General features: G+C 37.9%; 20 protein-coding genes. 4 read left to right on the forward strand and 16 right to left on the reverse strand.

Features of this window, described 5'->3' with window-relative positions; all coding sequences use genetic code 11:
* Positions 1-33: 33 nt before the first annotated feature.
* From BLS16_RS14475 to BLS16_RS14520, 10 genes are all read right to left on the reverse strand, one after another.
* The gene (locus BLS16_RS14475; RefSeq protein ID WP_092334344.1) at positions 34-438 is read right to left on the reverse strand and encodes a PaaI family thioesterase; all 405 of its coding nucleotides are present in this window, start codon (positions 436-438) and stop codon (positions 34-36) included.
* Between the two features lie 430 nt (positions 439-868).
* Positions 869-973, reverse strand: a complete 105-nt coding sequence (locus BLS16_RS24640; protein ID WP_092334346.1) for a helix-turn-helix domain-containing protein — start codon at positions 971-973, stop codon at positions 869-871.
* A gap of 62 nt (positions 974-1035) precedes the next feature.
* The gene (locus BLS16_RS24900; protein WP_092334348.1) at positions 1036-2454 is read right to left on the reverse strand and encodes a TerD family protein; all 1419 of its coding nucleotides are present in this window, start codon (positions 2452-2454) and stop codon (positions 1036-1038) included.
* A gap of 199 nt (positions 2455-2653) precedes the next feature.
* Entirely contained in the window at positions 2654-3199 is a 546-nt protein-coding gene (locus BLS16_RS14490; protein WP_092334350.1) for a universal stress protein, read from the reverse strand.
* A gap of 275 nt (positions 3200-3474) precedes the next feature.
* On the reverse strand, positions 3475-4047 hold the full coding sequence (locus tag BLS16_RS14495; RefSeq protein WP_092334352.1) for a universal stress protein: 573 nt from the start codon (positions 4045-4047) through the stop codon (positions 3475-3477).
* A 32-nt stretch (positions 4048-4079) separates the two neighbouring features.
* The gene (locus BLS16_RS14500; RefSeq protein WP_092334354.1) at positions 4080-4706 is read right to left on the reverse strand and encodes a hypothetical protein; all 627 of its coding nucleotides are present in this window, start codon (positions 4704-4706) and stop codon (positions 4080-4082) included.
* 178 nt (positions 4707-4884) lie between these two features.
* A complete protein-coding gene (locus tag BLS16_RS14505; protein ID WP_092334356.1) occupies positions 4885-5595 on the reverse strand; it encodes a hypothetical protein in 711 nt (236 codons plus the stop codon).
* The gene (locus BLS16_RS14510; protein ID WP_092334358.1) at positions 5592-6890 is read right to left on the reverse strand and encodes a sulfite exporter TauE/SafE family protein; all 1299 of its coding nucleotides are present in this window, start codon (positions 6888-6890) and stop codon (positions 5592-5594) included. The genes BLS16_RS14505 and BLS16_RS14510 overlap by 4 nt, the downstream gene beginning before the upstream one ends.
* Before the next feature lie 909 nt (positions 6891-7799).
* Complete coding sequence (locus BLS16_RS14515; protein WP_207649763.1) at positions 7800-8294, reverse strand: universal stress protein; 495 nt, start codon at positions 8292-8294, stop codon at positions 7800-7802.
* Between the two features lie 22 nt (positions 8295-8316).
* On the reverse strand, positions 8317-8787 hold the full coding sequence (locus BLS16_RS14520) for a hypothetical protein (protein WP_092334362.1): 471 nt from the start codon (positions 8785-8787) through the stop codon (positions 8317-8319).
* A gap of 295 nt (positions 8788-9082) precedes the next feature.
* On the opposite strand from BLS16_RS14520, the gene BLS16_RS14525 reads away from it, so the two are divergent.
* A complete protein-coding gene (locus BLS16_RS14525; RefSeq protein WP_092334364.1) occupies positions 9083-9325 on the forward strand; it encodes a hypothetical protein in 243 nt (80 codons plus the stop codon).
* On the opposite strand, the gene BLS16_RS14530 is transcribed toward BLS16_RS14525, so the two are convergent.
* From BLS16_RS14530 to BLS16_RS14545, 4 genes are all read right to left on the reverse strand, one after another.
* Complete coding sequence (locus BLS16_RS14530; protein WP_092334366.1) at positions 9322-9945, reverse strand: hypothetical protein; 624 nt, start codon at positions 9943-9945, stop codon at positions 9322-9324. The two genes, BLS16_RS14525 and BLS16_RS14530, sit on opposite strands and share 4 nt — an antisense overlap.
* 83 nt (positions 9946-10028) lie before the next feature.
* Positions 10029-11312, reverse strand: coding sequence for an ArsB/NhaD family transporter (locus tag BLS16_RS14535; RefSeq protein WP_092334368.1), 1284 nt, complete (start codon positions 11310-11312; stop codon positions 10029-10031).
* Positions 11313-11392: 80 nt separating this feature from the next.
* The gene (locus BLS16_RS14540; protein ID WP_092334370.1) at positions 11393-12850 is read right to left on the reverse strand and encodes an SLC13 family permease; all 1458 of its coding nucleotides are present in this window, start codon (positions 12848-12850) and stop codon (positions 11393-11395) included.
* A 659-nt stretch (positions 12851-13509) separates the two neighbouring features.
* Positions 13510-15036, reverse strand: a complete 1527-nt coding sequence (locus tag BLS16_RS14545; RefSeq protein ID WP_092334372.1) for an ATP-binding protein — start codon at positions 15034-15036, stop codon at positions 13510-13512.
* A gap of 232 nt (positions 15037-15268) precedes the next feature.
* Here BLS16_RS14545 and BLS16_RS23685 point away from each other — a divergent pair, with 232 nt between their 5' ends.
* The 3 genes from BLS16_RS23685 (at position 15269) to BLS16_RS14555 (ending at position 18392) form a co-directional block, all read left to right on the forward strand.
* Positions 15269-15436, forward strand: coding sequence for a hypothetical protein (locus BLS16_RS23685; RefSeq protein WP_014902590.1), 168 nt, complete (start codon positions 15269-15271; stop codon positions 15434-15436).
* 147 nt (positions 15437-15583) lie between these two features.
* Positions 15584-16186 (forward strand): hypothetical protein, encoded by a 603-nt coding sequence (locus BLS16_RS14550; RefSeq protein ID WP_092334374.1) that lies wholly within the window; start codon positions 15584-15586, stop codon positions 16184-16186.
* A gap of 481 nt (positions 16187-16667) precedes the next feature.
* Positions 16668-18392, forward strand: coding sequence for a SulP family inorganic anion transporter (locus BLS16_RS14555; RefSeq protein ID WP_092334376.1), 1725 nt, complete (start codon positions 16668-16670; stop codon positions 18390-18392).
* Positions 18393-18820: 428 nt separating this feature from the next.
* Here BLS16_RS14555 and BLS16_RS14565 read toward each other — a convergent pair whose 3' ends face one another.
* The gene (locus BLS16_RS14565) at positions 18821-20176 is read right to left on the reverse strand and encodes a sigma-54-dependent transcriptional regulator (RefSeq protein ID WP_176786180.1); all 1356 of its coding nucleotides are present in this window, start codon (positions 20174-20176) and stop codon (positions 18821-18823) included.
* A 69-nt stretch (positions 20177-20245) separates the two neighbouring features.
* Positions 20246-20878, reverse strand: a complete 633-nt coding sequence (locus BLS16_RS14570; RefSeq protein WP_092334382.1) for a hypothetical protein — start codon at positions 20876-20878, stop codon at positions 20246-20248.
* Between the last annotated feature and the right edge of the window lie 502 nt (positions 20879-21380).

Consider the following 21380-nt stretch of genomic DNA (forward strand, 5'->3'; position numbering starts at 1 on the left):
AGCGTTACAGTTAAAGATCAGAGATTGCATCCCCTATTTTACATTAATTACAGCCATTGTACACCTTGAAACACAGATTAATTGGTCATCCTCATCCGTGATTTTAATATCCCAGACCATAGTCGTCCTTCCTTTGTGTAAAGGAGTTGCAACAGCCTTGACAATTCCATCCCGCTTAGAACGAATATGATTAGCGTTAATCTCTAAGCCAACAGCCTGTTGGGTATCTTGGTCAATGAGGTTATAGGTTCCCACGCTAGCCACTGTTTCAGCTAAGGCAACTGACGCTCCTCCGTGCAGCATTCCGAAAGGCTGCCTATTCGCCCTGGAGATCGGCATTACGGCAACAACTCGTTGTTCATTTAATTCTACGATTTGGATTCCTAGAGCCTCCATAAGTGTGTCTTTTGGAATCGATCCGTTTATAATTTTTTCCATAAATTCTCCCTGTTAGGCAAATAAATACCCTTCATTAACTTATTTTTCTCTTAGGTAACCAGATTCTTACAATTATTCCATTTATTAAGGAGCAAAGCGGCCAAATGGTGCACCGGTGCACCATTTGATTTTTACTCCATGGGCACGGTTTGTGACGTCAAAGGCTGTTTTCCCATGCACACATTTATTTAAAACACTACCCGTAAACCCTTGCGATGTCTAGACTTTTCGATAAATTAGCATGCCCTATATAGACTATTCTAGTATAAATGAAAAGGTATCTACCTTCAAGCGTATGCAAAAAATTCACTCAACTATCCTATTCACTTCTATGTAACATCAAAGCGAAAACGGTCTCTTCCACTTCTACAGCAAAAGCAGACCGTTTTCTAATTGGAATAACTTCTTTTCTGCAAATATTCTAGTTTTTTTATCTTTCAGCTTTCGAAAAAAGCATTGTCCGGCGGATCCCTAACCTTTGAGCTGCTTCCCCTATCCGCCCTTCGCATTCAGCGTGCACTTGATTGATATACATTTTTGCAACTCTTCACAAAGTATAATTGGGCCGGATTTAACATCCCGGCCCACAAATTGTCACTAAAAAATAAACTCTCTGGGGTCTAAATGGACTTCTCGGCAAATCTCTTCTACCACTCTTTTTTCAACTGGGGCAAATTCTCCGTCTGCGAAACCAATTGCACAACAGAGACGAACAACCAAGCGAGCAGCTTCTGGTTTGCTCGCTAATTTTCCTACCGCCCTCAAAGCTTCCGCCTTGCCTAAGATAAGATCACTCTGTATCCGCTGTACAAAGTAATTAAAACGAGAATCGACTTCATTAATATTAATTCCACGCATTTCTTGACTCGTACGGAAGTAATCAATAAGCTTCTCCCTTTCAGAAGCTTCCAGAACACCGTCAGCTGTTGCGACCAAAGCACTACCTGCTACTAAAGCTTCCGTCAGATCTTTTCCCATATATTTGTTAACAATATTTCGGGCATTTTCGGTTTGCTTTTGCAGCCACTCAGCCGTATTAGTATTGCTGCCGGAGTTCCATCGTTCTTTGCAGCTTAAACAGGCAAACTCCATGTTTTTACTTCCAATGAACCCTGCCAGTAAACCAACTGGCCCTAGCAAAACACCGCCGATAGCAGCTTTACCGAGCCCAAAACCTTTCTTCCCTGCCGTAACTTGAGGGGAATGGCAACGAGGACAGGTCATCCCACTTTGATGACCACTGCTTTGAGCCTGTTGCCCGTATGTCTGAAGACTCTGCCCCATTGGTTGAGGACTCTGACCGAAGGATTGAGAGTTCTGACTATAGGATTGAGGACTATTTTGGCCATACAGGGATTGGGGGTTGGGCTGACTACTGTAGGAAGGTATGCCCTGACTTCCTCCCGGGCTTCCGGCATTGTTGTTTCCCCGTTCCTCCTCAACTTCCAAACCAAAATTACGACAAAGGGCTGCCAAACCACCTTGAAACCCGCTGCCTATTGCATTGAATTTCCATTCGCCGGCATGGCGATAAATTTCTGCAGCAACGATAGCTGTTTCTACAGAGAATTCCTCACCTAGTTCATATTTGAGAAGCAGCTCATTTGTACCTGCATTGAGAATCCTTACATAAGAGTTCTTAATATCTCCAAAGCTTTGTCGTTTCATTTGAGCATCATTGATGGTAATGCTAAAGGATATTCTCTCAATATGAGGGGGTACGGCCGACAAATTTATGCGAATCTGCTCGTCGTCCCCCTCTCCGGAGCCTTTTTTGTGATCTCCACTGTGCTTCACTGACCCTTGGCCACCAGATGGATTATTATAGAAAACAAAGTCATTTTCGTCCTTAACTTTACCATTAGACCCTATCAAAAAAGCTGAAGCATCTAAGTCATAAGTATAGTTGCTTGCTGCAGGGTTTGACGCCCAACCTAATCCTACAATTATTTCCTTTAGGTTAGGATTGCTTTTTGTGAGATCCACTTTTTGTCCTTTGCTAAGCCTTACTGCCATATCTCTACCTGCCTTTCATATACATTCATACTTCAACAAAATTAAAGAAGGAAATAGCTTGAAAATTCAAGAAAAAACTCGACTAATAGAGAATCTAAGGGTTCTCTTTTAAGTGCATTTTACCATATTAAGCCAAGCACAAGCAAATTAACATACTTAAGCCCGGAAAAAACTTTTCCGGGCTCATTTTAGCTAACTCCTAAGCTTCAGAACGATAATTATCTATAAAATCTTGCGGAAGCTTTTTGATCAACAAAACAGGAATATTCGATTTATTAAGTACACTATGAGCTAAACTACCATAAATTAAACCTTTAAAGCTGTTAAGCCCTCTAGTCCCCATAATTATTAGCTCAAAGTTCTTTTTGGTTGCGTAGTCAATAATAGCTTCTGTAATATCAGGGATATTTGAATTTGAGTAAATTGTCTGACGACTTACATTCTGTCCTTTTCGAGCAAAGATTTTATTGGTTGTGGCGAGGATTTCGGAGTATTCCTTTTCTTTTTCGGAATCCTGATCATTTATTAAGTGCTCTACCCAGTCTGTATGTGGGTTCGTAGACCAGGTTTCCAACAAATTATAGTCTCCTTCAATGGAGCCTTGAACACTTTCGTTGATATGCAAGATCGTTAACTGCATATTATCGAGACTTGCGAATAAACTCGCCGCATATACAGTCGCTGAAAAGGAATGCGGTGTTCCATCAGCATATAGGAGTACTTTAAGTGATTTAGAGTCAGTCATGAAAATTCCACCTTTAAAAACGATTTGACGCCTATTATATCATAATCTAGTATATGGGATAATCAATAATTAATGATTAATGATCGTCAATCGCCAAAATTGCCATAACAATTTAGCTAAGTAATGATAAATAGAACGAATTGGACATTCATTATCTTTTTAATCTTCAAGCTTACTATGGTCAAAATTAGCTATGAAAAAGAAAAAATCACATGCCCTAAAGAATTTTCTAAGGACATATGATGAAATAATTCTTTAAAATATACATCTTTTAATTAATGTTTTGAAATTTCCTTAGGAAGCTTTTTCACTAACATCATGGGTATCGGAGAATTGTTTATTAAACACCCAAAAAGTAAGATTTTCATGGTTGTTAGTCCTCGTGTCCCCATAATAATCAAATTATATGAGTTCTTGGCAGCATAATCATAGAGTGCATCTAAAGTATCTGAAATTCCAGGATTACAATAAATGATAACATTACTGACATCCTCTGCTCTTTCGGTAAAAACTCGATTAGCTTCAGAAATCATCTGGTGATATTTGTCACGATCAGAGGAGTTAGATCCAGCGAAAACTCTCTTCATCCAATCTGAAGATGCTTTAAGCGGCCAATGATATTCGAACCCTTGAGCATTACCCTTCGCTATAGCCCAATTGACCAGATCTTTTGTATCAAGCCAACAGAATTCTGTAACGTTTGAATCTTCACAGGTTTCTCGGGCCTGCACAACAGTTAAATGCATATTAGGCATATTTTTTAATAATTTTGCCGTATGAACCGCTGCATAAAAGGCTTGCTGTGAATCATCAAAGTACAGGAGCACGTTAAATTTAGAATCCGTCATATTCTATACCCCTTTCCTAAAAAGATGTGGAATTATGGCGCAATCCAGGAAGAGCTTAGTTGAATTGAGGATTTATTGATCCATATATCGAGTCGATCTTTGTTCTCAATAATCTTGTCAGCTAATTTCGCACCTACATACCGATAGTAATTCTCTCCGTCTTTCCTAGAAAAGTAATTGTTTGTATCAATAAAATTACCACTAGCTCCCACTCTGTGGAGTAAGGGAATTAAATTGGTTTTGTTTATATCAAAGTTTTCGATGGATCTTTCAAATTCATCACCTAAATTAGCATTACTCCATGCCTTAGGCCCTTTTTCTGGCTTAATCTCATAAACTCGTCTTAAAAATTCGAAAGCAAATGCACCTAACGAAAAAATCATCTTCGGTTTATATTCATAAGCAATTTCTCTAAACTGTTCAATTTCTTTAGCTACTTCCGGCCCCCACCAATTCAGAGTATTAGGAACTAATCTACTTTCACTAACAGCATTTCTAAAATAAATATTGGAAGTTTCAATTCTAGTATTCATTTTTCTATAAACTCGATCTTGAATTTCGTCTAAGACCGGTGTCCAGTTGTCATGACTGATAGGGTGTTTGGGATTAATAACTACCCAGATAGGATAATTTTTCATTCCAGACTCTCTCTTCATCATCTCTCAATCCCCTCATAAAAAGAGTGTATTTTTTAAATAAAAACCTTTTGCTGCAACTAATCAACTCAGATCTGCCACTAGTTGTAGCAAAAGGTTAAAGTCTAATGAATAAATATCTAACCTTGAAATTTCATCTGTTAATCACCTAAGAATAGCGCAAATTACTGCTGATTGAACTCTAAGCTGCCTTCTTAGTTTTGGCTACTACAATGCCAAGACCATCAAAGAGATAATAGAGTCCGAAGCCATACCATACGGTATATACCAGATAGAAACTAAGCAAAAAGATAAGACTTAATTTGTTCTCACTAACTTTCTTAATTTCTACGCCGTAATAATTATAGGCTGGCTCAAGAGCTTTTTGTTGAACCTTAACTAAGTCAAATTCCTCTTGAAACTGTGCTTTTGACTTAAATGCTGCATCGATTTTCTTTAAGGAATTATACCAGTTATAGGTGGCTTCACGACCTTCGTACCCATATTTCCTTTCCAAGGATTTGCTGTCATTATGATACATAAAATCACTGTCTGCGACCACTGCGCCTAAAATTTTCCCGTAATCTCCCTCGATGCTGATTGAACTATCTTTAACGGTTACTGTTGCCCCAGCTCCAGTGTACAGTTTACCCCATTTTACAGCTTCGTCAGCGGAAGATGCCTTGATTGCTAAGGTTATATTTTTGCCCAATTGTCCGTCAGCTACTTTTTGGGCTTCTTCAATGAAATACGCCGAGCCTTTAGACAATGAATTAAACATATCATCTGCATATTCTAAACCGTTTCTTCCGTTACCAAAGTTAGGTGACATCATTCCCATATAGCATAGTACAAAACTAATAAGCATTATAAAACCAATGGTAAAAGTCTTTTTGTTTTGAACTAACTTCATTGAGAAACACCTCCTTTAACATTCGCCTCATAATCCGCAGCGGCTTCAGCCCGAAGTTTCGGTATATTTCTTATGAAGGTACTTATAATCCAGAAAGCAAAGATGGAGACTAGACCAAAGAATAACCATACTCCAACCTTTGTAACTATAGCACCGGAGGAAGCGGATAAGGAGATATAGCCCATTTGAGTTAATTTCTCAGGGAGTGCAAAAAGTCTATTGACAAAACCCGCTAAGATTGCTAAGGCATAGAAAGCTTTAATTTGGGTTCCTGGAACTACTTTTGTTGTTATTGCCCCAATCTGGATCCCGAATAAGGAACCCAGCAGCATTCCCATTGCTAAAGTGTAAAACACATAACCATAGATAGCGTATTGAGCAATTGAACCATAACCTGCTGTAAAAATGATTTGGAGGATATCGGTACCCACTGTGGTTCCAGTGGAAATCCCTAGGCCGTATACAAACATCGGGAAGGTAACAAAACCGCCGCCAACGCCCAGAATGGATGCTAAAAACCCAGTCACAGCTCCGCAAATTCCAACAAAGAAGCCTGAAATTCTTCTTCCACCAGGGACTACGTGCTCATCGAATTTAATCATTGGTTTAAATTCAATGGATTGGAGCTTCGCGCCCAGTGCTGTCATTTTTTCCGGGCCGCCGTGAGCATCGCCGCCAACTTTTGATGAGCTCTTTCTCATTGTAAGATACTCACTCAAAGCGAAGATGCCTAAGAATCCCAGCAGAACTACATATACTGAACTTATTACAAAATCACTCATTATCGGGTTGTAATTAAATAGTGCACGATTGATCATCCCGCCACCGGTTACTCCCAGACCAGAACCGATCAAAAAAGCAATGGCTAGCCCGGCATGAACGTTGCCCATTTTTTTGTGCAAGGTTGTTCCCATAATTGCCTTAGCAAAGATGTGAAACATATCAGTACCAACCGCAAGTATTCCTTTGACTCCCAAGCTCATTAACGCTGGAGTAATAACAAATCCTCCCCCTGCCCCTATACAACCGGTTATAAGGCCAGCGATGACACCAACGGCTATTGAACCGTAAAACGTTGACGGTGAAAAAAATGATGGTCCGAAGGCCGCTTTACCGCCTACAAATGCCGGTAAAGTTGCTGCTGCATGAGCCATTGCAGGAATGAGTAAAGGGAGAGCCATTACGAATAAGATCAGCAACTTCTTTCTGTTTTTTATAATATTATTAGATGTTTCAATCTCCCATTGGGCATGCGCCCTAGCTGCATACATAAACGAATTATACATAGTTTTCATTAATTTCCCTCCTTCAGTGTTCTTCACTTTCAATGGAGTTAGAATTTTAGTTTTTACCTGCCAAATTTCAGAGATTTTTGTGATATAATAATTAATAAGCAATTTCTTTTGCGGCCTTTTATAGGCTGCTTTTTTTCTTGAAGAAGTACCCGAATTTGTCCCATTTCCCAGGCAAGCTCTGAATCGTTTATTTTACACTCATTCATATCTTGCATTATTTTCTTAACCTAGAGTTTCGGATCTTCTTCAATTATTAACCCTTTAAACTATAGTTTAGTTTCTTACACTCCTTTCCTTTGAATTTTGTTTCACAAGTAAAGAGTAGCATTGCTTGAGAAATGTGTCTATAGTGTATCCATATCCCTATAATCAGTTATACCTATTTTCAAATCGATTTTGCATTAGTTTAAGGTTGTAATAAGGGTTATTAACCAAAAATAGATGAGCCTGGTTACAACTTTGGTACTATTTTTGAGTAAGGAAAGCCATAATCTTAATCCTTCAGATTTAAGGATTTCTATATCGATCCTAACGGATTAAAATTCAAAATCTTAATCTTAGCCTGCTTAAACCCGCTGATGTCAGCTATTTGCTGAATTTTAGGCTATAGTTTCTCTACTAATCTCCCCCACTTATTGTTTACTAGGCGGTTTTTTCATACCTCCATTTTTTAAATGATGAGGATAATCCACAGTAATTGAATTTAACAATATAAAAAACCTTATAATTTAATAAAATCTTAATCCGATTACCAAATTGTTTGCTAATAATTAATGATCCTCCTCCTTGGACGTCCCTTTAGCGGAAAACTTTGTGTTATAATTCTGATTGAATTAAAAATGGGTTTGAATTAACTTTCCTTTTTTGGACAAAAAAAGAAGTGTCTTCGAACACTTCACTTCACAAATATTAATTTCCATGCTGATTTTTTGGAACAATCGTCAGAGTCGGTGTTAAATTGCATCCCTCTAGAAAATCTTGAGATAATTCCTTTACCAACAACACAGGGATAGGTGATCTATTTTGTAGGGAATACGCTAAACTACCAAATATAACCTCTTTTATTTTGCTAAACTCACCTGCACCCATTACTATTAAATCGATTGCCCACTTATTTACATACGCGAGGAGCGCAGTTACTGCATCTGGAATATTGGGATTGGAATATAGCACTTGTTGTTGAACATCCTTTGATCTTGCTAAAAACACATCTAGGGCATTCTGCGGCACATCTGAGGTTGTCGGCCAGATGTTTTGGCATTTTTCATCAATTTCCAGCAAACTTTGGTTGCTTTCTTTAAGCCTCACGATGGTCAAATGCATATTAGGCATATTCATCATTAGGATTGCTGAATATATTGCGGCAGCGCGAGAGAATTCTGTCTCATCTAAATAAAGAATCACTTTAAACCTAGTTCGACTCATTCTAATACCCTGATGACATTACTAGAGCATTGTTAGAAAAAATATTATAAGTGTTAAAATCTATTCCTCCACTTATCCATGATTCTGAAATAATATTAGTTCTCTTGACATTTGAAGAATCGCTGAACTGACACGTTACTTTAATGATAAACTCTTCTTCTTGAGGGTTGCCCCCTAACTCCCGAACCATAAAGGTGGCAATATCAGATGGCAAATCGTTTAATTCCTCTTGACTAAATGGCACGTCAGGTCTAATTTCTAAATTCGCATTAAAGGAACGTCTAATCATACCTTCCCTAATAACCGTATCAACACTTGTTGTAAGGGTAGCTACCGGAAGTTTGGCTCGTACTCGATTATTATAGAGTTCAAATTTGAAATTACGTTCATTACCAGGGGGATACACCGGTACTACATTTAAAAACTTCCCCCGCGTGTACCTTACCCCGTAATCAAGGGATTCCTTTCTCATTCTTAAACCCTCCTTCGATGTGGAGTATTCTCATGTCGATACTTTGCATTTATAATTTACGATTAAAATTCTTAGCGACCTTTTCTGTCAGCTTTTTCTCTATTGGGAATTGCTTTTCTTTAGTTAAGGCTCAATAGTAAACTTCTACATTTTTAGATTAACATCGAATAAAAATCAAGTATATAGAAAACCAAAATGCTTATAATCAATTTTTACAATTGCCTCAATTTTAAGTTTCCAATATTTTGGTAATCCTAGACTTAATACCCATCGCCAGAAAGGAGAACATGATACCATGGATCGTACAAATGAATCTTTAGAAAGGCTAATAGATTATGAGAAAAAATACTGCAACTCAGCGAAGCTCGCAAACTCACAGATGATGTATTGGTTTTATAAGGTTTTAGGTAATAATTCATGGAAAGAAGTAATTCCAGATATCGACAATTGGGTTTATCACTATGAACAATTTCTTGACGCTGGCGGAGACCCTTATCAATTAAAACAAGAAGGTACATTTTTGGGGAAGTATTTTTAACCAACTGGGATCCAGATTTTTAAGCTATTCTTATCTCTAATGATTATTTCCGATATTTTTTTTCCTACCTGTTGAAAGTAATCTTCAATTTCGTTACTGCTGAAACAATCATACCGATCGTTCCTCTCAATTGTTACACGACGTAATAAAGGAATTAAATTAGTGTTATTAACGTCAAAGGTCTTAATAGATCTATCAAATTCGTTCTTAATTTTGTTTGCACTCCAATACTTTGGGCCTTTTTCCGGTTTAACTTCAAATACACGCCGCACAAATTCATATGGAAACCCACCAAAGGTGACAAGAATCTTTGGCTGATATTCAAGCAGAATTTCCCTAAACAATTTTATTTCTGTAGCTACTTCTTTGCCCCACCAATTTAATGTATTTGGAACTATTCCACAATCACTTACGACACTCCTAATATAGATATTAGAAGTATCAATTCGCGAATTAATTTTTCGATACACATGATCTTGAATCTCATCTAACACATGTCTCCAAATATCGTTAACAACAGTGGGGTATTTCGGATTAATCAATAGCCAGATTGGATAGGTTATATCCCCTAAATCCCGTTCAACTAAAGGTATAAATTTATCGCGTGCTAAGCCAGACAACGGATTGCTCCTTTCAATTTTTTATAACATTCCAGAGGCATAATATAAATCATATGCCTCTGGAACTTATGATTCTAGACTCTTTAGGTCAGAAAGAAAAAGTACAAATAAATTGTGGATATGAGAATTGAAACAATCATTAGTGGAAAAGCGACTTTCATAAAGCCTACGAAAGTCCATTTGTAACCTCGCTTCTCAGCCATGCCTACCACTACTACGTTTGCTGATGCTCCAATAATCGTTCCGTTACCACCAAGGCATGCACCTAGAGATAATGACCACCAAAGGGGATTAAGATCTGTAATGCCGCCTAATCTTCCCATGTCTTGAATTAAGGGGATCATCGTAGCTACAAAAGGTATATTGTCTACAAACGCCGAGGCAATGGCAGAGAGCCAGAGGATTAGCATGCCGGTCGGTAATATTTCCCCACCCGTAAGTTTTAAGGATTCCATTGCTATCCACTCGATTACTCCGACATGTTCCAACGATCCAACCAGTATGAATAATCCTGCAAAGAAAAATATTACTGGCCATTCAACTGCGCCTAGTGCATGTTCGGGCTCTTCCCGAGTTAGTAGCAAGAGAAGCGCCGCTCCAGTCAGGGCAATTGTTGCCGATTCAAGGTGAACGTACTGGTGAATAAAAAACCCAAAAACCGTTAGGAAAATTACAAATAATGATTTCTTTAGCAGAAGCGGGTTCTTGATTTCTGTAGCCGGATTCATACTCATAATATTTTTCTTTAATTCTTCACGGGTCACTAATTCTTTTCGGTAGATGAACTTGAGCAAAAATACTGTCACAATCATAATAATAACAATTACAGGAGCAAGATTGATTACAAAGTCCATAAACCCTAAGCCCGTTGCCGAACCTATCATTATATTAGGTGGATCACCAATCAAAGTAGAAGTTCCACCAATATTAGAGGCAAGAATTTCTGCAAAAAGGATAGGCATAGGATTAATCTCCAGGGCTTTTGCAATTGAGAAAGTAATAGGTACAATTAATAAAACCGTTGTTACATTATCTAAAAGCGCTGAGAGTAATGCAGTGATGATTGTTAATGAAATCATTATTTTTATGGGTTCACCCTGACTTTGCTTGGCAGACCATACAGCAAGGTACTCAAATAATCCTGAATTTCTTGCAATTCCTACAATAACCATCATTCCAATTAATAGCCCTATTGTATTGAAATCAATAGCCTCTATCGCTTGTTCCTGGTTAATTACTCCCCCGATAATGACGAGCATTCCACCAAGTAATGCAACGACTGTACGATGAATTTTTTCCGAAATTATAATTGCATAAGATATTAAAAACACTACTGTAGCAAATATTACTTGACTGTTACCTTCCATCGACTTCCCCTCAATTCTCAATTAATTGAATACCCAGATACACCTAGATCAAGACCTAGGTGTATCAATTATTAAATTATCTACTTTAGAAGTGGTGACAGGCCAACCATCGGCCAGTAGGTAAATGTCATAATCACTAAGACTCCCATAATAACCGCACTAGCCGGAATACCGCTTACAAAGAACTCGCCTGTTGTAAACTGTTTTGACTCATAGGCCATTGCATTAGGAGCCGCTCCAATCAGAAGTAAGAATGGCATGCCAGCCATAGCTGTAGCACCATATAAAATCAGTTCAGGGTTAACTCCAAGATATTGAGCCATAACTAGCGCAACTGGTAGAGTAATCGCAATAGCTGCTACATTCATAATGAAGTTTGTCATTATCAAGACTAGGAAACTAACCGCTAATACAAATACCAACCAATGTGCACCTGCAAGCATTCCTAACCACTTAATAGCGATCCACTGAGCCGCACCGGTCTGCCAAAGACAGAATCCGATACTCATAGCACCTGAAAACAATAACACAATATTCCATGGAATTTTCTTTTCAAGATCTTCCACTGTCAGTACGTTAGCAAGGAAAAACAGCACTCCCGCAAGCAGCAAGGGAACAGAACGATCCATAGTCTTTAAAGCGGGAATGATCGCTTGTAACACAAGCATAGCCAGGGCAAACACGACGACAACACCAACAAAGATTTCATTCTTTTTAACAGGACCAAGTTTCGCATATTCAGACCTTGCCTTATCACGCAAGCCAGGAATCTTCGACTTTTCAGGTTTATAAATGACCATTAACAAAGCCCAAATAAGGAATACTGTTGCCCAACCAAAAGGAGCCAAATGGATCGAAAAGTCGATAAATGAAACGTCAACTCCGGTAAACTCTTTATAAAAACCTACTGCAGCCGGGTTTCTGGCACCACCTAAGAGTGTACAGATACTTCCCGCTCCTGCAGTATAGGCCATCCCAATGAATAATGCCTTACCAAATTTCGAAGGTTTACCATCCGTACTATCACCATTATATAAAGCTAAAATTGTTACTAAAATTGGAAACATTGTAGCAGCTACAGCTGTATGAGCCATAATGTGGGTTAATAATGCCGTAATAACAAAAACCCCTAATAATATCTTTCTTGTATCCTCGCCTACTACATCTAGCATCTTATAGGCGATTCTCTTAGTGATTCCAGACTTAGTGAAAGCTAAACCTATAAGAAGAGATCCTAAAATAAACAATACTGTGGGATCCATAAAATCTCTAAAAGCTTCTTTTGCAGGACGGATTAAAAATAAAGCTTGCACAACCCCAATCATGAGACTTGTAACACCAATAGGGGTTACTTCAAACACCCACCAAATACTCGCTAAGAAAAAGAGACCAATAGCTGCTTTTCCTTGTTGGCTTAATTCAAAAGCCTTACCAGAAGGATCTACCGCAGGTCCAAATTGTGGAGCATAAAAGAATACTAAAAATAATGCAACACCAAGTATAATAAAAAATATTCGTTTTACATTATGACTACTCACATTAACACACCCCTCTTTCGAATTTTAGGTGTTTCTTCTCTAAGTTATCACCTAAGCAAAAATTACTTTGCACATCCTCCAATTTTGATATTTTTTGTGTTATAATGCTATTACGATTAAATTTCTTAGCGGCCTTTCAAAGGCTGCTTTTTTTATTGACAAAAGCTATTGGTTTCTTAACTATCTGGTTCTTTGATAGATCACCCTCCAATCTTTTATAGTCAATTATTTCCCATCTATTACGGATCGATATTTTTCTATAAGTCTTGTGAATTGTATCACCCTCCCTTCAACTATGTATGTGACTATACTCACAAGATAAGATTACCATCGTGATAGAATTACGTCTATAGCAAATCAAAATGCTCTTAATCAGTATTGTTTATTGCAATTACATGACTTTCCTTGTTATTTGCTTAGTAATCATCTAACCTAATTAAGGTTATTAATCTTTTGCTCCTTAATTTCGACTAAAATAGACTTACAGCTAACTATGACAATCAAAATTCAATTCACTTTTAATCAATAAGGACTATAAGGATCTTCGTCCAAATCTTTCTTAATAAGACCTATTAATTATAAAAAAACTCCGAAGAGAAAAATCTTTCTCCTCGGAGTTTTCAACTTGAAAATGAAGTTTTTTGTATCGAGTCTTGGCTTTACTGATTTATTGGAAGTGAGTTCGATTTAGGTATACTCACAATTATTGTAGTCCCTCTGGGAGAGGTTTCAGCGACCCATATATTGCCTAAGTGCATATGGATAATTTGATAGCTAATCGACAATCCTAAACCGGCACCATCGTCTCTGGTTGTGTAAAACGGATCGAAGACACGCGAAAGATCACTTGCTTCAATTCCTGTACCTGTATCAGTAATCTGAACTTCAATGGTTTCTGCTTTAGCCTGTGATTGAATGATAAGCTTCCCTCCATTGTGCATTGCTTGGACAGAGTTAATAATTAAATTTACAAAAACTTGTTTCATTCGATCCATATCGATATTTACCAAAGGCAGATTGGGTTCAAACCTCTTCTCTAATTGAATCTTATTTTGCCTTAGCATGGGATAGGTAAATGTTAGAACGGATGACAATAAACTATTTAACTCAGTCGGACTAACGATTGGTCTACTTGGTCGACCAAAATCTAACAACTCCTTAATAACAAGATTTCCGCGATCCACTTGTTCACAAATTACTTTTGTATATTCCGATAGTCCTTGTTGGGTTTTAAACTCGCCCTCCATAACTTGAACGGTTGATTTAACAATCGCCAAAGGATTCCTTAATTCATGCGCAACTCCTGTGACTAGTCTGCCTAAAGCCACAAGTCTTTCAGAGCGCATTAATTCTTCTTCCAGCCTTTTCTTTTCCTTTAAGTTGTCTGCCATATTGTTGATAGCTTGAACAACTTCTCCGATTTCTCCTGGCAGCGTAGGAAGCCTTTTATCACTATCTTCCTGCATGCTTAATATTCCATTCTTAATTATTTGCACTTCAGAAGCTAAGTTATGAATAATATAAAGGGCTGTCCCCAGACCAAGTATCAAACCAAATAAAGTCATGTATCGGGTAATGAGGCTGAACTGCCTGCTTTGCGCAAAGACCGGATGAACCTGTTCATCTGCCCAGGCAATGGCAATCAGTTTTCCGTCCTTTATCACTGGCACCAAGTATTCAAATGCTTGATCTCCTAATGAACCTGCAATACGAGCAAGAGGTTCTTTAGTTGCTTTAACTGCTATAAGGCCTGAAGAAGCCTCGTTTAAAATGCGATACTCGCGAGCTTTTATTTCCTCAGGGGTTTGAGGTCTGTATTGATGTAGAAAACCATAGACAAAAAGATCATTTGTTTCAGGAATGTATAACCCCAAGCGCACCCCGGGGTTACCATCAGCTAATGGCTTGGCTATTGAATCAAAGGCATTAGCAATTGTTTTGATATCAGTTTTAGAGAGTGGAGAGCTGTATTCCAGACTGTAACCCTCCAAACCCTTTGTCAAGCCTTGGACTGTAGCATTGACCATGGTTCCCAATCGCTCTTCTTTAGTAGTTAAGAGCATTTCATCCTTTGCTCCAGAAAAAAAGATGTCATACATCATTACCAAGATAGGAATCAGTAGAATTGCCGAAACAACAAACATTATTTGCGAAGCGAAAGATTTATTCTTGAGAATTCTAAACAAGCAACCACCTCCATAGCACGAATTCAGACAGATCCCTCTATAGTGCTTGAAAACAAACACTCCTGACAAAGACCCTCTTTAAGCATATCACAAGATCTGTGAGTCTACTAAAGCTCTAACTATCGCTTCAAAACAGATTACAGTGGCTGAAAACATACAAAATCTCCTCAAAAAACACCTAAAATGGCTGGCATGTTAATTGCAATAACTAGAAACATAGGAGGTAATTTATATGACTACTAATCAATTCACCGTTTGGGTCCAAGAATTATTTGATTCTTGTAATATTCATAATGAGATTGAAACAAGCAAATTAATTGTGGAAGTGATGAAGAAATTCCACACTCTAAACAGTGAAAAAATTCAAGAACAAGTAACAGCGAGACCAATTCTACGTTAGATTAGGAAACATTTAATCTCTAAAAGCCCCACCATGTCCTTGATCACTTTTAAAGAATAACATTATAAGATTATTACCGTCTACATCCCCTCTGTATCTTCACAATCAATATTCTTGATAGGATTATTCTGAAAGGAGGAAATTCCTTTGTCCAGCTTATTACTCAATAATCATTCGCCTATTGACCAGATGAAAATTGAAGCAGGAGATAAATCTTTTCCAATCTGGCTCATCGCAAATCCGAAATACCCTGATGACATCAGTAATATATGGAATCCAATAATGTATGAGATTCAGGATAAAGTCTATCGTAAACTCAGAGCAAGGATTAACAGTAGAAATATATTTATTCTGAGCGCTTTCAGCGATATAGGAAAAATATGTAATACTTCAATGGAGGAGGAGTTAACTAAAAAGATTCTAATACTCAAAGAGAGTGTCTATAGGTACCAACCTAAGCTTCTAATTACTTTTGGTGCCATTACCAATGAGTATATCAAGCGAGCCTTCGATCAAGGTTCCGAAGGTCAAACTAAGTATTGGAATACCGGAAATTTAAGCAACGAATTCGAGCAGGCAATTGCCAACTTTGATATAAATCGACCAAACTGTATTCCCTTGGTGCGAAGAATTTCTAAAACAGCCAATATCAAAGATTGGGTTGACCAAGATAATTATTATTATGATGTTGCAACGAAGATTGCTGAAAGAATTATCGAAAACAAAGATCATCTGGAAATATGGATTTAATTACATGCTCTAACATCTCTATCTAATTTATTAATTCTCTTAACGTATGCATCCGAATTTACCTCCGCAACCCAATTAGTCGTTATACTAAACTAATTATTGGAGAAAGGATGATTAACATGAGTACCTTAAAATTCTGCTGGGACTATTTAGTTTTCTTTGGAGACTGGCTTTGGCCAATCAACGAAAAATAATAGTTGAATCCACGGGAGTTTAGAACCAAGTTATCATGCTTCCGGTTGACATTCCTCAAATAGAGAACGCCGGAAGCGCATAACCATCAAAAAATCTTTGTATATTCTCCGAATAGTAGATCCTTCCCTGCTGAGGAATATTGTAAGTTTATTTTCCTCCTCTACGTCATCTACTAAACCTATATGCTGATAAATAAGTACAGCTTAATACGTACTATGTTTCACAAAACTTCATTTATGTTATTTCCTAATTAGTAGTGAAAAATTACTGTTTGGAGGCAATAACTATGAACATTTCAAAGTTTATTCCACTTATTGATACCTTAATCAATTATGATAAAAAGAATTTCAGATTCGATCTAATCGCTGCATTAACTGTTGCAGTGGTTGCCTTACCTCAAACTATGGCTTATGCAATGATCGCCGGTGTTCACCCAGCCTACGGTTTATACTCTGGTATTGTGCTAACCATTATTGCTTCTTCGTTTGGAAGTTCTAATCAGTTGGCCACCGGGCCAACTAATGCTATCTGTCTCTTGATAGCATCCTATATGATACCCTTTGCAGGAAGCAATAACTTTTTTGCAAACTTATTTCTCCTAACCTTTTTAGTGGGAGCTATACAATTTACCATGGGGGTACTAAAACTGGGTTCTTTGGTCAACTATGTTTCCCATGCTGTAATCGTAGGCTTTACCGCCGGGGCAGGTGTTATTATTGCAATGGGTCAGCTAAATAACATAATGGGAGTTAGTCTGCCTGATCCACACCTTTCAAGTATTGGAAAAGTAGTTGCTTGTTTACAGAGTATTGATAAAATTAATTATTACGCTTTAGGTGTTGGCCTTTTTACTATAACAATAATTATAGTCAGTAAAATAATTAATAAGAATATTCCCGGTGCTTTGTTAAGTGTTATCTTTTCAGTAGTTCTTGTGATGATCCTAGGTTTAGAGGAATTAGGGGTAAAGGTTGTCGGACAAATTCCTCAAGCTATACCGCCGCTAAGCATGCCCAACTTCAATCTCTCTGCTATTGGCAATTTAAGTACCGGAGCAGTCGTCATTGCCATTATTGGTCTAGTTGAAGCATTATCAATTTCCAAGGCAATTGCAACTAAAACCCAACAAAAGATTGATCCCAATCAGGAGTTTATTGGCCAAGGAATAGCCAATTTAGTGGGATCATTTTTCAGCAGTATAGCAGGCTCCGGTTCCTTTACGCGTTCTGCTATAACCCATCAAAATGGAGGAAAAACCCGGTTAACAGGTGTGCTGGTAGGTTTGATAATCCTCATTGTCTTATTTTTCTTTGCTCCCTACGCGAGATATATTCCAAATGCAAGTTTAGCTGGGGTTATCATGGTAGTTGCCTACTCAATGATTGATAAAAGAGCTTTAGTTAAAGTTATAACAACTAATCGTAATGATGCCATAGTCCTACTGGTGACCATGTTGACGACAATTTTTGCCCCTCATTTAGAGCAAGCAATTTATGCCGGAGTTGCTGTCTCAGTAATTCTATACCTAAAGGATTCTGCCGTAGCTACCGTCATAACTTTAGAAACGGTCAGAGGAAATAACGGACAATTTATTGAACAATTAGCCTGTAAAAATGACACCGCTGTTGCAATTCATCAACTAGAGGGAAACCTATATTTCGGATCCTCAGCGGATCTTGACAAGAAGTTAAGCGACTCATTCCCAAACTCCATAGTTTATCTCATACGTTTCAAGGGCGTTTCAATCATCGATATTACCGCAATGGAAGTTATTGAAACTTATATTGACCGAGCTTTAAAGGAAGAAAAAAAGGTTATTCTCTCAGGAGTTACACCAAAAATCTTAGGCATGCTGAAAAAAATGAACGTTGTTGATCACGTCGGTAAAGAAAATATCTATATGGAAGAGGATGAGGTTTTTGCCTCATCTGAGAAAGCTATAGAGCATGCAAACTCTTTTGTTAGAAATGTCAGCTATACCTCGGAGAACCGATCGGCCCAGGCATACTAAGACTTATTGAAATAGCCCTCGAAAAGATCAACTAATCTTTCGAGGGCTATTTCAAATATTTGATCGCCCCCTGATAATCCACAGGGTGCCTAGAGTATCGACTTAATAATAGCAGTATATTCATATTGCAGGTGTTGCCAATGGTAATCTAAATGCAGATAAACCCTCTCTAATTCCAGACGACTCAGGACGGCATTTAAAACTCGCACAGCGTGTTGGAATTATCGAAATATCCGTGTATATTATAAAGTCTATCTCTTTAGGTGACAACTGGTGTACTTCAGCTTCAGAAGTCTTGATTACATCATTAATAATCCTATTAAGACTAGAGCGAATATGGCATAACTCCTTATTAATACATTGGCTGCACTTTGAAGTCTCTTTCATAGTTCCCTCCCTCTCTACACAGAACCATTGTAGATTTCCCATTATAATTTTACTTGGTACTTTTGAGCTCTATAAAGAAGTGCTGATCGTGTAAGTCCAAGTAGCTGTGCTGCCTTAGTCTGATTCCCTCGACTTTTCTCAAGAGCCTTAAGAATCAATTCTCTTTCTACTTCATCGAATGAAATCCCCTTGTCAGGAAAATTAAGAATCAAGCCTTGATCTGCATCGCTTTTTTTGTTTTCAACTTTTTGAATTTCTTTCGGTAGATGTTGCACCTTAATCTCCTGCCCTTGAGAGAGGATGACAGACCTTTCGATTACATTTTGCAGCTCTCGAATGTTCCCAGGCCATTCATAGTTCATTAATAATGTTAAAGCCTCAGGAGAGATCATTTGTTCTTGCGAGGGATTGAATTTTTGCATAAAGTGCATGGTCAATAATGATATATCTTCTGATCTTTCCCTTAAGGGGGGAATGTGAATCGGCAGTACATTTAAACGGTAGTACAGATCCTCCCTGAAAGTTCCTCGTTTAATGCAGTCCATCGGGTCACGGTTTGTTGCAGCTATAACCCTTACATCAACCTTGATGCTTTCGGTTCCTCCTACCCTTTCAAACTGTCTTTCCTGAAGTACTCTAAGGAGTTTAACTTGCATTGACAGAGGCATTTCAGTAACCTCATCCAAAAATATTGTTCCCTTATCAGCTAATTCAAAGCGACCTAGCTTTCTACTCACAGCACCCGTGAATGCTCCTTTTTCATGGCCAAACAATTCACTTTCTAGTAGTGTTTCAGAGAGTGCTGCGCAGTTGATTGGAACATAGGACTTTTCTCGGCGATAGCTTAGATTGTGAATTGAAAGTGCCGTAACTTCTTTTCCGGTACCACTTTCTCCGGTAATTATTACTGTAGCATTGCTGTCTGCAACCCTTTCAATAAGGTTGTTAACCTCTTGAATTGCCGGACTGTTGCCCAAAATTCGACCATGTTTTTTATTCAGTTCAGAGCGCAAAAAAACAACTTCTTCCCGCAAACGGCTTACCATTAAGGCCTGCCTCACAACTATCTTGAGCTCATTAAGGTCAAATGGCTTGGAAATATAATCGATTGCCCCAAGTTTCATAGCTTCAATGGCAGTATCAATTGATCCATGAGCGGTAATCATAATTACCAGAAGCTTTGGAAAGAGTTCTCTGGCTTTAACCAACACTTCTAAGCCATCCATTTCAGGCATTTTGAGATCAAGCAGAACTAAGGAAGGTGTTTCTTTCTGAATTAGTTCCAGGCCTTCTTTCCCCCGTGTGGCAGTTATCACCTGATACCCTTCCTGTCGGAGGCCTTTTTCGAGAGCCCAACACAGATGCTCTTCATCATCAATGACTAGTATCTTATTCAATAAAAACACTTCCTTCGCTTAACGGAAAGTGACAAATTGGAAATCCGCTTGTTCACCCTGTAGTTAGTTTTACTTAATCCAGATATCTAGATGTTCCTTATTTTCAATTATCTTTTCCGCAATTTTCGCCCCGACATGTTGAAAATAAGTCTCCCTATCTGTCCGCGACAGAAAATTGTGGTTTTCGATGAATTTATCTGTAGGAATCACACGCCGGAGCAGTGGTATCCTGTTAGTTTGGTTAATATCAAAATTTTCCATAGCGTTTTCAAATTCATCTTTAAGAATGGAAGAACTCCAGGCTTTCGGTCCTTTTTCTGGTTTTACTTCAAAGACACGCCTTGCAAATTCAAAGGGAAATGCGCCAAAAGATATGAGCATCTTGGGCTTGTGTTCATTTACGATCTCTCTGTAATACTCAATTTCTTTTGCTACCTCCTTACCCCACCAGTTTAAAGTATTAGGAACGATACCTCCGTCATTTACAGCACTACGAATATAAATATTGGAAGTGTCTATTCGTGTATACAATTCTCTAAATACTCTGTCTTGGATCTCATCTAATATAGGTCTCCAAATATCATGGCGAACTGCCGGGTATTTGGGGTTTATTAATAGCCATATCGGATAAGTTCTTTCTCCCAGTTCTCTCTTCATACTCTCACCCTTAGAAAAGGTTTCTTTTGGAGTCAAGCAGGACAAAATAGCTTCCACCTTTCTTTGCTTGTACTGCCATTCACATAAGAATCTTGGCGGGTCACCAATGATTGATAAAATTTAGTTCACTAACTCAAAATCCTCATGTTTATGACTTTAAGCATTTAATTAACTCGATTAAATTTCTTAGCGGCCATCAGGCAGCTTTATATATCTATCTATTTCTAGAACCAGTACGACCCTAGTTAATTATTTTTAATAACCCCCTCTCTTTATCTATCATGTGTGATTCATCACAATTAGAGATTAACATTATGAAAGAAATGTGTCTAGAGCAAAACAATATGCTCATAATTATTATACCTGATAGCGAAATAATTAGATTTGTTATTTGATAGTAAATCCACGTTCATTTGACATGTTTTCGAGCTACAAAACAACCTTAAGTTGCTAGTTAACTTACTTAGGAGACGTAAAAGCCTGGAAATTACCTTCTTACTCCAATGATAAGGTTGGCCTGTTGATCAAACTCAATTCTTCTTAATCA

The organism is Desulfosporosinus hippei DSM 8344, from assembly GCF_900100785.1.
GTDB classification, from domain to species: domain Bacteria; phylum Bacillota; class Desulfitobacteriia; order Desulfitobacteriales; family Desulfitobacteriaceae; genus Desulfosporosinus; species Desulfosporosinus hippei.